Origin of the sequence: Streptomyces fuscigenes, assembly GCF_021556455.1 — a bacterium.
Taxonomy (GTDB): domain Bacteria; phylum Actinomycetota; class Actinomycetes; order Streptomycetales; family Streptomycetaceae; genus Streptomyces; species Streptomyces fuscigenes.
Map to the genome: position 1 here is coordinate 23,995 of NZ_JAKGCV010000011.1, position 14,627 is coordinate 38,621.

10 protein-coding genes are annotated in these 14,627 nt (G+C 73.8%); 3 read left to right on the forward strand and 7 right to left on the reverse strand.

Annotated elements, in window-relative coordinates:
• Positions 1-21: 21 nt before the first annotated feature.
• The 4 genes from L1885_RS02950 to L1885_RS02965 form a co-directional block, all read right to left on the reverse strand.
• On the reverse strand, positions 22-1,866 hold the full coding sequence (locus L1885_RS02950; protein WP_372481847.1) for an LCP family protein: 1,845 nt from the start codon (positions 1,864-1,866) through the stop codon (positions 22-24).
• 47 nt (positions 1,867-1,913) lie between these two features.
• The gene (locus L1885_RS02955) at positions 1,914-3,698 is read right to left on the reverse strand and encodes an LCP family protein (RefSeq protein ID WP_235795359.1); all 1,785 of its coding nucleotides are present in this window, start codon (positions 3,696-3,698) and stop codon (positions 1,914-1,916) included.
• Positions 3,699-3,928: 230 nt separating this feature from the next.
• Complete coding sequence (locus L1885_RS02960) at positions 3,929-5,746, reverse strand: LCP family protein (RefSeq protein WP_235795360.1); 1,818 nt, start codon at positions 5,744-5,746, stop codon at positions 3,929-3,931.
• Between the two features lie 207 nt (positions 5,747-5,953).
• Positions 5,954-6,724: a TIGR03089 family protein gene (locus L1885_RS02965; RefSeq protein WP_235795361.1), complete on the reverse strand. Its 771-nt coding sequence runs from the start codon at positions 6,722-6,724 to the stop codon at positions 5,954-5,956.
• Between the two features lie 172 nt (positions 6,725-6,896).
• Between L1885_RS02965 and manB the strand changes: the two genes are divergently transcribed.
• Complete coding sequence (gene manB, locus L1885_RS02970) at positions 6,897-7,979, forward strand: mannose-1-phosphate guanylyltransferase (protein WP_235795362.1); 1,083 nt, start codon at positions 6,897-6,899, stop codon at positions 7,977-7,979.
• Positions 7,980-8,290: 311 nt separating this feature from the next.
• Positions 8,291-9,262 (forward strand): DNA-3-methyladenine glycosylase family protein, encoded by a 972-nt coding sequence (locus L1885_RS02975; RefSeq protein WP_235795363.1) that lies wholly within the window; start codon positions 8,291-8,293, stop codon positions 9,260-9,262.
• A 163-nt stretch (positions 9,263-9,425) separates the two neighbouring features.
• Here L1885_RS02975 and L1885_RS02980 read toward each other — a convergent pair whose 3' ends face one another.
• From L1885_RS02980 to L1885_RS02990, 3 genes are read right to left on the reverse strand one after another with little or no spacing between them, the layout of a single operon-like run.
• On the reverse strand, positions 9,426-10,907 hold the full coding sequence (locus L1885_RS02980) for a coenzyme F420-0:L-glutamate ligase (RefSeq protein WP_235795364.1): 1,482 nt from the start codon (positions 10,905-10,907) through the stop codon (positions 9,426-9,428).
• Entirely contained in the window at positions 10,904-11,860 is a 957-nt protein-coding gene (gene cofD / locus L1885_RS02985) for a 2-phospho-L-lactate transferase (protein ID WP_235795365.1), read from the reverse strand. The genes L1885_RS02980 and cofD overlap by 4 nt, the downstream gene beginning before the upstream one ends.
• A 12-nt stretch (positions 11,861-11,872) precedes the next feature.
• Positions 11,873-12,499: a cupin domain-containing protein gene (locus L1885_RS02990; protein ID WP_235795366.1), complete on the reverse strand. Its 627-nt coding sequence runs from the start codon at positions 12,497-12,499 to the stop codon at positions 11,873-11,875.
• Positions 12,500-13,565: 1,066 nt separating this feature from the next.
• Here L1885_RS02990 and L1885_RS02995 point away from each other — a divergent pair.
• Positions 13,566-13,829 carry a WhiB family transcriptional regulator gene (locus L1885_RS02995; RefSeq protein WP_030742398.1) on the forward strand — a complete coding sequence of 88 codons (264 nt, stop codon included), beginning with the start codon at positions 13,566-13,568 and terminating at the stop codon, positions 13,827-13,829.
• Positions 13,830-14,627: the final 798 nt, after the last annotated feature.

Here is a 14,627-nt window from a genome sequence, read left to right on the forward strand (position 1 = left end):
CCCGGCGCCGCGCCACCGGCGTCACCACCGGTACGGGGCGTACACGTCCATGCAGCCCGCCTTGCCGCCCTGGACGACCTGCGCGGTCTTCGGCACCGAACCGGCCTTCGGCTTCTCGTGCTTCGGGTACGTGGCGCCCTGGCGCCAGTCGGCACCCACGACCACCATGACGCCCGACACGTCCGCCGACTTCTTCACCGCGCTGCTGGGGATGCCCAGCGCCTTCGCGACGCCCTGCGCGTCGCCCTCCAGGTCCGCGCTCGGATAGAGGACCGTCGAGGTCTTCTCCGTCACCGGCGTGGTGTCCTTCACCGCGCGGCTGTAGCCCTTGCCCACCAACAGCTGGGCGATGTCGCCGGCGCGGCCGGGAACCGCCGCCTGCGCGCCGCCCGTGCCGTTGCGCACGCTGACCCCGGTCTGGGCCGGCGAGTCGCTCGGCGCGGGCACGCTCGGCTGCGGGGCCGACGACTTGCCGGCGGAGGCCGAGGCCGGCTTGCCGTTCTTGTCCAGCGCGACGTCGTCGCGCAGCAGCGACCACAGCTGGTCCGCGTCGGTCGCGTTCGGCAGCACGTGGGCGGTCGGGTTCTGCGGGTCGGGGACCGTCGGCATGGTCACCATCGTCATGCGGTTGACCGGCACGTCCTTGAGCTGCATCCCCAGGTCGAACAGCTTCTTCACCGAGCCGATCTCCTTGGAGACCTCGAGCGCCTTGGTCGCCGCCTCCGCGAGGCCGGTGAGCTTGCCCGGGCTGGTGAAGTAGTTCTCCGACTTCAGCTTGGTGAACATCGAGCTGAGGTAGAGGTGCTGGGCCTGGCTGCGGCCGAGGTCGCTCTCGAAGGCGTGGCGGGTGCGCAGCCACTGGAGCGCCTGCTTGCCCACGACGTTCGTGGTGCCCGCCTTGAGCTTGAGGCCGGAACCGCCGGGCACCGCCGGAGTCGGGTGGTCCCAGACGTTCTCCTTCACGCAGACCGGGACACCGCCGACCGCGTCGGCCATGTCCACGACGCCGGAGAAGTCGATCGTCATCCAGTGGTCGATGTAGACGCCGGTCAGCTTCTCCCACGTGGAGAGCGTGCAGCCCGGTCCGCCGCGCGCGAGCGTCGTGTTGATGATCGCGTTGGTCGGCGGGTACTGCTGCCCGGTCTTCGCGTCCTTGCAGGCCGGTATGTCGACGCGCGTGTCCCGGGGGACCGACACCATCGACGCGTTCTTCCGGTCCGCCGACACGTGCAGCAGCATCTGGACGTCCGCGAGCGGGGGGTCGCCGCGCAGGTCCTTGCCGCCGCCGAGCGCCACGTCCGCGTCGCTCGCCCGGCTGTCGGAGCCGATGAGCAGGATGTTCAGCGGGGTCTGGCCGGCGGCGTTGGCCTTCGGCTTCTCGACGCCCGTCGAGGACCCGGCCCGGGAGTCGCTGCGGAGGTTCCCGTTCAGGTGCCGGTAGTAGAGGTAACCCGCGCCGGCCGTGCCGAGGATCAGCACGGACAGCACGCCGGATATCCAGCGCAGCGCCCTGAATCTGCGGCGTTTCTTGCGCTGGCGCGAGCCGCCGCGGCCCCCGCCGTCGCCCGCGCCGCGTCTGCGGCGCCCGCCGTGGCCGCCGCCTCCGGCCGCACCGGGCTCGGGCCTGCGGCCCCGCTGCTCCGGCACCGTCGCCGTGCGGGCGGGCGCCGCGGCGACGGCCCCCGCGCCGCCGCCAGCGCTCTCGCCCGCGCCGTCCGCGCCGCTCTCGTAGAGGCTGTCGTCCCAGCCCAGCTCGTGGGCGTGCCGCTGGGGGGCGTCCGGAGTCCTCCGGTCGCCGTGCCCCCGCTGCGGACCCTGCGATCTGGGTCCCTTCGTCCTCGCGCGCCGTGCGCCGCCCTGACCCACCTGTTCCCCCTCGGTTCAGGACCTGCTCGTGCGCCGCTGCATGGGCGTCACTTGGCGCAGACCTGCTTGTCGGCTTCGACCCGCTGCACGTTGTCCGACACCTTCGCCGGACCTGACAGGGGCACACCCGCGCCCTTGAAGTCCTTCCCCAGGGTCAGCTTCATCGCCTGGAGTCCCACAGCGTCCTTCGTGCCCTTCTTCAGCGCCGAGGCGGGCAGCCCCATCCAGGCGGCGACGGTGCGCGCCTGGTCGGCCTGGTTCGGCGCGTACTCCAGCGTCGTCTTGTCGACGGTGGTGCCCGCGTCGCCCTTGTTGGTCGTCTTGGGCGCCTGCTTGTCGTTCTGGAACCACGCCAGCGTGGACTGCGCGGAGCCGTCCGCTGCGCCGCCGTTGTACACGTCCACGCGGACGTCGTCCGCGGCGGCCTTGGTTCCCTTGAGCACACTGTCCGCCGGGGCGGACTTCTTCTTCACCTCGGTCAGCGACGAGTCGTTCTGCAGGTCGTCGAAGATCGGCTGCGCCTCGGCCTCGTTCACGACGACCGTCGCGTGGACGATCTTCTCGGCCGGGTTGTCCACGACCGGGAGCGTGGCGAAGGTGATGTTCTTCGGGTTGACCTTGGACAGCTCGCGGGCGAGGTCGCTCAGCTTCTTGATCGACCCGATGCCGGTGTCCACCGTCAGCGCCTTCGTGGCCGCCTCGGCGAGGCTCGCCAGCTTCGTCGGGCTGCTGAGCGTGTCCTTCGACTTCAACTGCCGCAGCAGGGCGCTGAGGAACTGCTGCTGGACCTGGATGCGGCTCAGGTCGCTGCCGGTGCCGAAGCTGTGCCGCGTACGCACGAAGGCGAGCGCCTGCTCGCCCTCGATGGTGTGCTCGCCCGCCGTCAGCTTCAGGTGGGACTTCGGGTCGTCCACCGCGTGCGCCACGCAGATCGGCACGCCGCCGACCGCCGTCGACAGCGTCTTGACGGCGTTGAAGTCGGCCATCATGAAGTGGTCGACCTTGACCCCCGTGAGCTCCTGCACGGTCCGCATCGCGCAGCCCGGGTCGCGGCCGTCCTGGCCGAGGCTCGTGTTGAACCGCGTGTCGGGCGTCCCCGGGATGACCTTCGTCTCCCCGTTCGGCTCCTTGGTCTCGCAGTCCGGGATGTCGGTGATCAGGTCGCGGGGGATCGACAGCGCCGTCGCGTTGGTCCGGTCCGCGGACACGTGCAGCAGGATGTTCGTGTCGGCGTGCCCGACGCTGCCCGCGTCGCCGTAGCCCTCGTTGCCCGCGCCGGTCCGCTTGTCCGTGCCCATCAGCAGGATGTTCACGGGCTTGCCGGCCGCGAAGCTGCTCTGGCTGCCCGCGCCGCCGACGTCGATCGTCGAGATGTTGCTGTTCAGGTGCTGGTAGTAGGCGTACGCGCCACCGCTGGTGGCGAGCACGAGGAAGCCGAGCACGCCGCTGGTCCACAGCAGCGCCTTCTTCTTGCCGGACTTCTTCGCGCCCTTGCCCTTGCGGCGGCTGGGCGGGGGAGCGGCCGCGGCGCCCTTGCGCCGGCTGCGCTGGCCGGGCAGGTCCGCGGTGTCGGGCGCGCCTTTGCGGCGGGCCGGGGCGTCCGCGCCCCGCGCCGCCGCCTGCCGGCGCCCGGCACGCCCCCCGGCCTCGCCGGAGGAGTCGCGCGGCGCGCCGCCGGACGCGTCGCGACGGGGCGGTGCCTCACCGGAGCGAGGGGAGGGCGGCTGCGCTGCGGGGTTGTCCAGTCGCAGCTCGTAGTTGCCGGTTTCCGGGTTGAGGACCCACTGGTCGGCGGGGTCGATCTCGCCCTGCCCACGGTTCTGTGCATCCACGGTTGCCTGAATCCTCCGTCGGTGCCACGTGAAGCGCCTCCCCTCGGGCGCCAGGTCTTCGATCCGGCGGCGCGCGGCGGTCGGCCGAATGCACCGGATCGCGACACACTATCCGTCCGGTTCGCCGGGGAGCGACGTCGGTGCCGGACGGGTGCGTACTTACAAGCGGGCAATACGCCCAATCGTCATGGGGCCCGCGGGTTACCGCCGTCACGGTTCACACACAGGCCTCACTCACACAGGCCGACACTGGCATTGGTTCCTGTGAACGTCGGCCCCGGCGTCGGGGAGCCCGAGGCTCCCGGGGAGGCCGGAGCCGACGCGCTCCCGCCCGCGGCGGATTTGCCGGAGTCTTTACCGCCGGACGCCGTAGGGGACTCCGCGGGCGCGTCCGACGGGCCGCCGGAGGGTGTGCCCGAGGACGTCCCGGCGCCCGCGCCCGGGTCCGTCGGCGAGCCGGACGTCCGCACCGTCACCGGAGCGTCGTCGCGCAGCTGCCGGAACAGCCGCTCCGCCTGGGACTGCACGAGCTCGTCCCGGTTGGGGTCCGGCCCGTAGGGCTGCTGGGGCACTGTGAGGAACTGCACCTTGTCGGCCGGGACGTCCCGCATCGAGTGCGCGAGGTTGTAGAGATCTCGCAAACTGTCGAGCCCGGGGTCCGTGGTGATGGCCTTGGTGGCCGCGTCGAGCACCGGGTAGAGCCGGGTCGGGTTCAGCAGCACGCCGTCGCTCTGGAGCTTCGTGAACAGCGAACCGAGGAACCCCTGCTGCCGCTCGATGCGCTCGGTGTCGCTGCCGTCTCCGATGCCGTGCCGCGCCCGGACGAAGCCGAGCGCCTGCTCGCCCTTCACCGTCTGTTCGCCCGCGGGCAGCTTGAGGTGCGCCTCCTGGTCGTCGACCGGCTTGTCGAGACACACCTGCACACCGCCGACCGCGTCGACCATGTCCTTGAACCCACTGAAGTCGATGACCATCTCGTGGTCGATCCGCACCCCGGTCAGATTCTCCACGGTGCGTGTCGTGCACGCGGTGCCGCCGAACTGGAAGGCCCAGTTGAACTGGGCGAACTGCGCCGACGTGGTGGTGCCGCCCGGCTTGCCGCAGCTCGGTATGTGCACCATCAGATCGCGCGGTATCGACACCGCCGTGGCGCTCTTCCGGTCCGCGGCGAGGTGCAGCAGGATCGTGGTGTCGGAGCGCGCCGTGCCGCCCTCGTCGTGCCCGTACTTCGCGTTGCCCTTGCCCGAGCGGCTGTCGGAGCCGATGAGCAGGATGTTCAGCGCGTCCAGCGCGACGGGCGTCGGGCGCTCCTTCGCATACGTCTGGAGCTCCGAGGCGGCCTCGTGGTCGGTGGTGATGTTGCCGTCGAGCTTCTGGTAGAACCACCAGCCCGCTCCCGCCGTCGCGAGCACGACGACACCGACACCGCCCGCGACCCACCGCAGCCAGGTGCGCCGCCGGCGCGGTCGCCCGCCCTTCTCCGCCGCCGCGGCCCGCGCGCCGCGCCTGCCGGACGTCCCGGTGTGATCGCGGCCACGGGCCTTGCCCGGGGCGGGAGTTGCGGCGACCTCCGCCGCGCGTGCGGCGGTCTCGGAAGGGGCGGCGGCTGCGGCGCCGGCCGAGTCCGCGGAGCCCGTGGCGTCCGCCGTGTCGGTCGCTTCGGTCGTGTCGGCAGGGTTCCCGGCGCCGGCCGGTTCCGCGGCGTCGCCCGTGTCCGCACGGTTCGCGGTGTCCTCAGGCGTCGCGGAGTCCGCGGCGCCTGCCGCGTCCGCGGTGTCACCAGGGGCACCGTGGGCGTCGGAATCCTCGGCCGGCGCCGGGCCCCCGGTCTCCGCGGGGGCCGGGGAACCCTCGGCCTCGGCCGCGTCCTCGCGTGCGTCCCCGCCCGCGGATATGGCATCGATGTCAGAGTCTCCCGCGGCACCGGCACCGGCACCGGCTTCCGCGCCACCGGGGGCGTCCGGAGTCCCTGTACGGGACGGGTCCGTGCCGCCGCCGTCCGCGCCGCCCGCTCCGCCGCCCGTGGCGGCTTCGGCCCTCTCGCTCACGTCTGTGTCCGTCCTTCGGTACTTCGGTGGCGTGAGGCGCCGCCGGTCGTACGGGTAGACGGGCGAAAGAGGCGGTTGGTTGTGCGCGTCCTTCCCCCGATCGGGCCCCGGCGCGCGGGCCGTTGGAGCCCGGAGGCCCGCCGCGCCGGGGCATGGGTCCGTCTGCCCCCGACGGCGCGGCGGGAACGGGGCCCGGGCGAACGGGTCTCAGAGCGCGCGGTCGGTGACCCGCTCGCTCGCCACGCGCTGCGCGAGGCTCTCGGCGGAGAGCTGCTCGATGTTGCGGCACAACACCACGGATCCGCCCGCCGCGAGCGGCGCGTACAGCCCGGCGGACAGCCCCTCCCACGTGCCGTACGGAAGTGCCGAGAGGATCCGAGAGCCCGCGCCGAGCCCGCGCTTGTCCGCGTCGGCGGCCGCCCGCGCGACGAGCGCGGCGGCCGTGAGCTCGATCGGCGCGCCGCCGTCCGGCTCCTGTACGCGCAGGGCCGCGCCCGCCGGGTCCACCGGCGCGTACGGGACGAACCGGTCGCCGTGCGAGGGGACTTCGACGGCGTAGTCGGCGAAGCCCTCGGGCGGCTGCGGGAAGCGGCCGCCGAGCGGGCGCAGCGCGAGTGCCACCCGCTCGCCGCCGCAGGCGCGTGCGGCGTCCAGCGTGCCGGGGCCGCTGACGACGACGTCCGCCTCCGCGGGGTCGCCGCCGATCTCCGCCGTCGCGCCGACCGACGCGCACGCCAGCAGCCACACGGCGGTCTGCCAGTGCGCGGGCAGCAGCAGGGCGACCCGGTCGCCGGGCCCCGCCGACAGGTCGTCCTGGAGCATGTTCGCGGTCTTGGCCACCCAGTTCGCGAAGGTGGCGACGGACAGCTCGACCCGCTCCCCGGTCGCGTCGTCGTAGAAGGTGACCAGGGGCCGAGCGGGGTCCGCGGCGAGCGCGGAGCGCAGGAGATCGGCCGGAGTGCGTTCGCTGGCGTTCACGCCGGACAGCGTACTTCGCACCCTCCGAACGTCTGATCAGGTGATCGGGTGATCGGAATGCTGGGTACCGGTGTACGAATGGAACGCCCCAAGACGGCGGCAACACATGGCAAACCCGTCGTGGCACGGACCACGGCCGCTCAGCGGCCCCGGCAGGAAGCAGAGACGACAGGTGACTGAGGCGATCCTCCTGGTCGGAGGCAAGGGCACCCGGCTGCGGCCGCTCACCGTGCACACGCCGAAACCGATGGTCCCGGCGGCCGGCGTGCCGTTCCTGACCCACCAGCTGGCCCGGGCCCGGGCCGCGGGGGTCGAACACGTGGTGCTGGCCACCTCCTACCTCGCCGAGGTGTTCGAACCGTATTTCGGTGACGGCGCCTCACTCGGCCTCCATCTGGAGTACGTGACGGAGGTCGACCCGCTCGGCACGGGCGGCGCGATCCGCAACGTCGCGCGGCGCCTGCACTCCGGCCCCGACGAGCCGGTGCTGATCTTCAACGGCGACATCCTCACCGGCCTGGACATCCCGGCGCTCGTGGACACCCACCGCGCGGCGGGCGCCGACGTCTCGCTCCACCTGACCCGGGTCCCCGACCCCCGCGCCTTCGGGCTGGTGCCGACCGACGGCACCGGACGGGTGACCGCGTTCCTGGAGAAGCCCCAGACGCCCGAGGAGATCGTCACCGACCAGATCAACGCGGGCGCCTACGTCTTCAGAAGATCCGTGATCGACGCGATCCCCGCCGGGCGGCCGGTGTCCGTGGAGCGGGAGACGTTCCCCGGGCTGCTCGCCGACGGCGCGCACCTCCAGGGCATGGTCGACTCCACGTACTGGCTCGACCTGGGCACCCCGGCCGCCTTCGTCCGCGGCTCGGCGGACCTCGTCCTCGGCCGGGCGCCCTCCCCGGCCGTGCCCGGCCGCTGCGGGGAGCGCCTCGTGCTGCCCACGGCCGAGGTGGCGCCGGACGCGAAGCTGACCGGCGGCACGGTGATCGGGGCGGGCGCGGTGATCGGCGAGGGCGCGCGGATCGCCGGCTCCACCGTCCTGGACGGCGCCGTCGTCGAGCCGGGCGCGGTCGTCACCGACTCGATGATCGGGCGCGGGGCGCGGGTGGGCGCCCGCACGGTGCTGTCCGGCGTCGTCGTGGGCGACGGCGCGCGGGTCGGCGCGGACAACGAGCTGCGCGAGGGCGCGCGGATCTGGTGCGGCGCAGAGGTCCCGGACGCGGCGATCCGCTTCTCGTCCGACGCGTAGGGCGGGCCGCGGCGGCCGGCGGTGGCCGCGGCACGGCCGACGGGCTTCGCGGGAGCACCGGCGCCGGCACCAGCAGGAGGACCGGGGCAGGGGCGGCGCGGGGTGGGCGCGGTGTCCGGGCGCGCACTTCCGGTGGCGGTGCGGCCGCTGGCGGCGGAGTGACCCGTGCTACGGACCGGGCGCCGCCGACGCCGTACGCTCGGTACGACCACCGGCGCACGTCACCCGTACGCGCGCCGTCCCGACCGACCGGACGGCCCCGCGGCCGGACCGCACCCGCCCGCACGCAGCAGCACACTCCCCGAGGATCCATGGCCGGCCGTTTCGCCCCCCGCCCCAGGTCGGCCCTGCGCGTGCGCGCGGGCGCCGAACCGGGCCTCCGGCGGCGCTGGACCCCTCCCGAGGGCCCCTACGACCTGGGGCTCGTGCTCGGCCCGCTGCGCCGGGGACCGGCCGATCCGACGTTCCGGCAGACGGCCGACGGCATGATCTGGCGGGCGAGCCGCACCCCGGCGGGCCCGGCCACGATCCGGCTCGCGCAGGGCGCCGACGGCAGCGTCGACGCGCAGGCGTGGGGACCCGGAGCGGATTGGCTGCTCGGCCAACTCCCCCAGATGCTGGGCGAGTCGGACGACCCGTCGGTGTTCGTCCCGCGCCACCGGGCAGTCCTCGCGGCGGGTCGCAGCAGGCCCGGTCTCAGGCTCTGCCGCACCGGCCTCGTGCTGGAGTCCCTGATCCCCTCGGTGCTGGAGCAGAAGGTCACGACGATCGCCGCCAACCGGTCCTGGCGCGCGCTCGTGCAGAAGTACGGCGAACCGGCGCCGGGGCCCGTCGAGGGCCTCCACGTCATGCCCGAGCCGGGGACCTGGGCCCGCATCCCCTCCTGGGAGTGGCACCGGGCGAACGTCGAGGAGAAGCGCTCGTCCACGATCCTGCGCGCCGTACGCGTCGCGCGGCGTCTGGAGGAGGCCGCGGCGATGGAGCCGGAGGCGGCGGCGGAACGGCTGTGCCTCGTCGCGGGCATCGGCCCCTGGACGGCGGCCGAGGTCGTCCAGCGCACCAACGGCGCCGCCGACGCGGTGACGACGGGCGACCTGCACCTGCCGGGCATCGTCGGCCATGTCCTGGCGGGCGAACGCGACGCGGACGACGCGCGCATGCTGGAGCTGCTCGCCCCCTACGCGGGCCAGCGGCACCGCGCGGTACGACTGATCCTGCTCAGCGGACGCGCCCCGGCCCGCAGGGCGCCGCGCATGGCGATCGGCGACATCTCGTCCTGGTGAGTCCGGTCCGTCCGGCGAGTCCGATGCGTCCGACGAGTGCGACGAGTGCGACGAGTGCGGCCGGGCGGCTCCCGCCGCAGCGGCCCGAGCGCCGCCGGGACGGGGACGGGCCGACCACCGGGCCGGGGGCGGCCGTACGGCCGATCCGCCCGGCCCGCGGCCCTCACCGCACGGCGACGAAGTCCTCCACGGCACGCGGAGCCCGCACCGGCGGCGGCGAGGCCGCGCGCCCCACCGCCACGGCGCCCATCGGGTCCCAGGTGCCGGGCAGGTCCAGCGTCTCGCGCACCACGTCGCGGCAGAACATCGTGGAGGAGACCCAGGCCGACCCGAGCTGCTCGCCCGCCAGCGCCACCAGGAAGTTCTGCACGCCGGCGCCCGCCGCCACCACGAACATCTCGCGCTCGGCCGCGTCGCGCCGGGCGTCGCCGTACGTGTGCGAGCCGTCCATCACCAGGCACGGCACGACCAGGTAGGGCGCGCGGCGCAGCACCTCGCCGCGCCGGACGCGCCTGGCGATGGAGTCGGGCGACTTGCCGTCGCGCCGCAGGTCCTCGATCCACGCGTCGCGCATCGCGTCGAGCAGCCGGGTCCGCGACGCGGGGGACTCCAGCAGCACGAAGCGCCACGGGGTCGTGTGGTGCGGGGCGGGTGCCGTGACGGCGGCGGCGACCGCGCGCCGGACCGCGCCCGGGTCCACGGGCTCCGCCGTGAACTCCCGCACCGTGCGGCGCAGGCCCACCGCCTCGCGGACGGCCTCCGAGGTGCCGAGCCGGAACATGTCGTCGGCCGCGACCCGCACCAGCGCGCGAGCGCCGTCCCCGTCTCCGTGCCCGTCCCCGGAGGGCCCGGTTCCGGGAGATCCGGCCGCGGAGGATCCGGTGGCCGCGGCGGCGCGTGCCACGCCCGCCGGGCCGGCCCCGGCATCGGTGCCGGCGCCCGTCGCGGGGCCCGCGGTCGTGCCGCGGGGGCGGGCGGTGCCGTCGGACGCGGACACCAGGTGCGCGAGTCCGCTGACGACCGCCACCGGCATCCCGGCGGACTTGCCCTTCACCAGGTCACCGGCCGAGGCGAGTTCGTCGGCGAGGGCGACCACCGTCGCCGACATCAGGTTTCCGTGGGAGTCCCGTTCGCCGCGCAGGTCCTCCAGCACCTTCACACCGGCGGCCCCGATCGCGACGTCCGTCAGGCCGTTGCGCCAGGGGCGGCCGAACGTGTCGGTGACGATCACCCCGACGTCCACGCCGAGCTCCTCGCGCAGGCGCCGGCGGAGCGCGCGGGCCGACGCGTCGGAGTCCTCCGGCAGCAGCAGGACCGTTCCCGCGGGGGTGTTCGACGCGTCGACGCCCGCCGCCGCCATGACGAGGCCCTGCCGGTTCTCCACGATGCGCAGCGCTCCGCGCCGGGCGACCACCCGCACCGTCTCCGCGTCTATGGCCGCCTCGCGGTCGTCGGCCCGCACGATCCGTCCCTCGGCCTTGGAGACGATCTTCGAGGTGACGAGCAGGATGTCGCCGTCGGCGAGTCCCGGCCGGGCCGCGGCGGCGATGAGCTTCGCGAGGTCGTCGCCCGGCCGCACCTCGGGGAAGGAGGTGCCGAGGGCCCGTACCCCGTACGCGGCGGGGGCCTCGGCGCCGGCGGTCATGCCCGCACCTCCTCGGCCAGCGCCAGCGCCTCGGCGGCCATCGCGGCCGCGGCCTCCAGGTCCGTCATCATCAGCGGGACGGCGCGGGCGCGGATGCCCGCGCTCTCGATCTCCGGCACCGCCGCCGCGTCCACCGTGTCCACCAGCCAGCCGTCGAGCAGGCCCGACCCGTAGTGCCGGGCGACCGCGGACGCGGTCGACTCCACGCCGATCGCGGCGAGCACCTTGTCCGCCATGCCGCGCACCGGCGCGTCGCCGACGATGGGGGAGAGGCCGACGACGGGCACGCCCGCTTCCGCGATCGCCTCGCGGACGCCGGGCACGGCCAGGATCGTTCCGATGCTGACCACCGGGTTCGACGGCGGGAACAGGACGACGTCGCTCGCGGCGATCGCCTCGAGCACCCCGGGAGCGGGCTTCGCCTGGTCCGCGCCCACCGGCACGACGGCCTGCGCGTCGACGGAGGCGTGCATCTTCACCCAGTACTCCTGGAAGTGCACCGCCTTGCGCTCCCCGTCGACGTCGACGGCCACGTGCGTCTCCACGCGGTCGTCCGACATCGGCAGCAGCCGCACGCCGGGCTGCCAGCGGGCGCAGAGCGCCTCGGTGACGGCGCTGAGCGGGTAGCCCGCCCCGAGCATCTGGGTGCGCACGATGTGCGTCGCGAAGTCGCGGTCGCCGAGCCCGAACCAGTCCGGGCCCACCCCGTACGCCGCGAGCTCGGACTTGACCGCGAACGTCTCGTCCGTGCGCCCCCAGCCCTGCTCCTCGTTGATGCCACCGCCGAGGGTGTACATCACCGTGTCGAGGTCCGGGCAGATCTTCAGCCCGAACAGATGGATGTCGTCTCCGGTGTTGCCGATCACCGTGACGTCCGCGTCCGGCGCGGCCTTCTTCAGGCCACGCAGGAAACGGGCACCGCCGATGCCACCGGCCAGAACCACAATGCGCATGGTCCAAGTGTGTCAGCCGGGCAGGACGGACGGACCCGCGCCCGGCGACGCCTCCCCCGCGAGGGCCCCGACCGGCCCCCGGGCCACGGCCCCCGCCGGGCCCGGCGCGGTGTCCGCGCGCGTGTCCCGCGGGACGGCCGCCGACGGCGTCCCCGCCCGGCCCGTCGCGGCGTCCGGCACGGGCCGCATGGGCATGTCCGTCAGGCCCGGGTAGTACACGTGCAGGCTCACGGCGGGCTCCAGGGACGCGTTGACCATGTCGTGCGCGTACCCGGGCGGGTACACGCGCTGCGTCCCGCGGCCGAGCGTCCTGTCGCCCGCGGCCGTACGCTCCGTCAGCTCGCCGTCCAGGACGCTCAGGACGCCGGCCGACCCGCCGTGCCCGTGCGGCCCGCTGCCCTGCCCGGGCAGCCACGACAGGAGCCACACCTCGTAGCCGGGGCCGGTGCGCAGCCGGTGGTACCAGCGGGTGGTCGCGTCGTAGCGGACGAGGGGCCCCCAGGTCTCGCGGTCCGCCGCGAGCGTCCGCGCCAGTCCGGCGAACTCGGCCACCGTCCCCGGGTGCTCCTTCGGCGGCAGGAGTAGGTGTTCGACCTCGAAGAGATCCCCGGCGATCTGCAGGTCACTGTCGCTGTTCATGAAAGTGCGCGGTCCCTAGGTAAGGAATCGGTCAGAAAGTGTGCAGAAAAACGTCAGAGCTGCGGCGATTGCGACGTTCGATTCCGTCTCGCATTGGTGTGCGGACAGCCGTCGGATGCCGCGGCGCCGCTGTTTGCGGCGGGCCGTCCGACGGTGTTCCGGTGTTCGCGCGTGGGTGCCTGCCCGAAACCGCCGGCGTCTGCCTGCCGGTGCCGACGGCGGGCTCGTGGCGCCATCGCCCCTACCACCTGTGGTGAGTGGCCGGCCGCGACGCCGATTGCCGCGCGCGTTGCCCGCGACGGATCCCCTGTGGGGGAACCGGTCAGGGAAACCGATGAGGGAACCTGTGGGAAAAGCACATCGGCTCGCGAAACAGGCCGTTGGATGCCGCGCCCCCGGCCGCGGGCGCGGCGCGAAGTGCCGGGTGCCCTCAGGCGGAGACGGGACGCTCGGGGAGGACTCCCCGGTGAACCGCCGTCAACAACCGCTGTGCGCGCGACAGCAGGGACGGCGCGAAGCGGTACGGCAACAGCCGGCCTGGACGGCACTGCGGTGTCCACGGAGGTGGGTCGCGGGGTGCGAGAAGGTCGCTGGCATGCCCCAAAGGTTGCGAATCGGCCGCGCCACTGTCAACTCGATGCCCTGTTTGAACGTATTTCTTCACCTTATCCGGCTACTGGTGCCGACTGGAGGTTTGAGGGTGTCCAGGCGGGGACACATGGCGCAGCAGCCGTGCGGGTAAACCCCGTCGCGCGTTCGTGATCGGGCTGTGATCCCGATCGCTTTGTCCGTCGGATTTCAACCACTCGGGCGTCGGTTACGTCTCTCTGTATGCAGGCAGCCGCGTCGGGAAAGGTGCGGGGCAGGCCAGTGGCATGTGTCAGGTTTTTGGTGATTTGAACACTTTCCGCATAGCCTTGGTTCCGCAGAGTGAATACCGGGCCCAATAGCAGACCTCCGCTTGACGGCCCGAGAGCTACACACCTGTAATTTCACCCGTGTCGTTCGACCGGAAAAGGCCGTTCGGCCGCCGCACGGGGAACGCGAAGACGGACGAGGGGCGCACATGACCGAGCTGTTCCAGCAACTGCTGGTCGAGGACGCGGAAGAGGAACTCGGCTGGCAGGAGCGCGCCTTGTGCGCACAGACCGATCCGGAATCCTTCTTTCCGGAGAAGGGCGGCTCGACGAGGGAGGCCAAGAAGGTCTGCCTCGCCTGCGAAGTCCGCTCGGAATGCCTGGAGTACGCGCTCGCCAACGACGAAAGATTCGGCATCTGGGGCGGTTTGTCCGAGCGGGAGCGCCGTCGCCTGAAGAAGGCCGCGATCTGAGCCGACGTACCGCGCCGCCACGGCACGGCAGGGCACGCCACAGCACGGCACGCCACGGCCCGGTGACCGGGCCCCCGGCGGGCCCGCCGACCCGGGTGCCTCATGGACACGGCCCGCCCGGCAGGGCGCCGCGCAGGACGCGCTGCGCGCCGCGGACGTGGCCACCGGTACCCGGCCGCCACCGGACACCGCCCGCTGCCGGCACCACCACCGGCGTGGCCGCGGACCTCGCGGCGACCGACCCGGCCAAGGGGTCCTCACCAGGACCGCCGGAGTCCCCTGAACCACGGGAGTCATCGGAAGCCCGCCGCGTCTCCGGGAGCCCCGCACCACCGGGAGCCCCCCGCATCGCGGAGATCCCCTGAGCCGTGGGAGTCCGTAGGACCCCACGCAGGCCCCACGCGGGAACCACACGGGCCCCACGCGGGCCACGGGGACGGGACCACCGGAACCACCGGGGCACTGAACGGCGAATCCGCCGCCTTCTCCCCGGCACCCGCCGCCCGAGCGCGACAGCGCCGCCGGCCGCACGACCTACGGCCCGTCACCCGCACCACCCGAGCGGGGGCGGCCCGCCGCGACGAGCGGCTCACCTTCCTCCCGGCCCGGCCCGGCCCGCCCGGTCGCCGCCCGAGGCCCGCACCCGCACCCCCGCACCCGCCAGTGCGCGGCGCGGAAGCGCCGAGCGCCGAGCGCCGAGCGCCGACGGGCGATCGCACCCGCGCTCACGCCGGCCACGGCGCACACCCGGCATACCCGCCGTACGCCCGCTCTTCCCGCCGTGCGCCGTGCGCCGTG

Excerpts from the sequence above, each read along its gene's own strand:
- L1885_RS02975 (WP_235795363.1), top strand. The coding sequence starts at position 8,291 with ATGGCCGGCCGTTTCGCCCCCCGCCCCAGGTCGGCCCTGCGCGTGCGC.
- L1885_RS02980 (WP_235795364.1), bottom strand. The coding sequence starts at position 10,907 with ATGACCGCCGGCGCCGAGGCCCCCGCCGCGTACGGGGTACGGGCCCTC.
- cofD (WP_235795365.1), bottom strand. The coding sequence starts at position 11,860 with ATGCGCATTGTGGTTCTGGCCGGTGGCATCGGCGGTGCCCGTTTCCTG.
- L1885_RS02990 (WP_235795366.1), bottom strand. The coding sequence starts at position 12,499 with ATGAACAGCGACAGTGACCTGCAGATCGCCGGGGATCTCTTCGAGGTC.
- L1885_RS02995 (WP_030742398.1), top strand. The coding sequence starts at position 13,566 with ATGACCGAGCTGTTCCAGCAACTGCTGGTCGAGGACGCGGAAGAGGAA.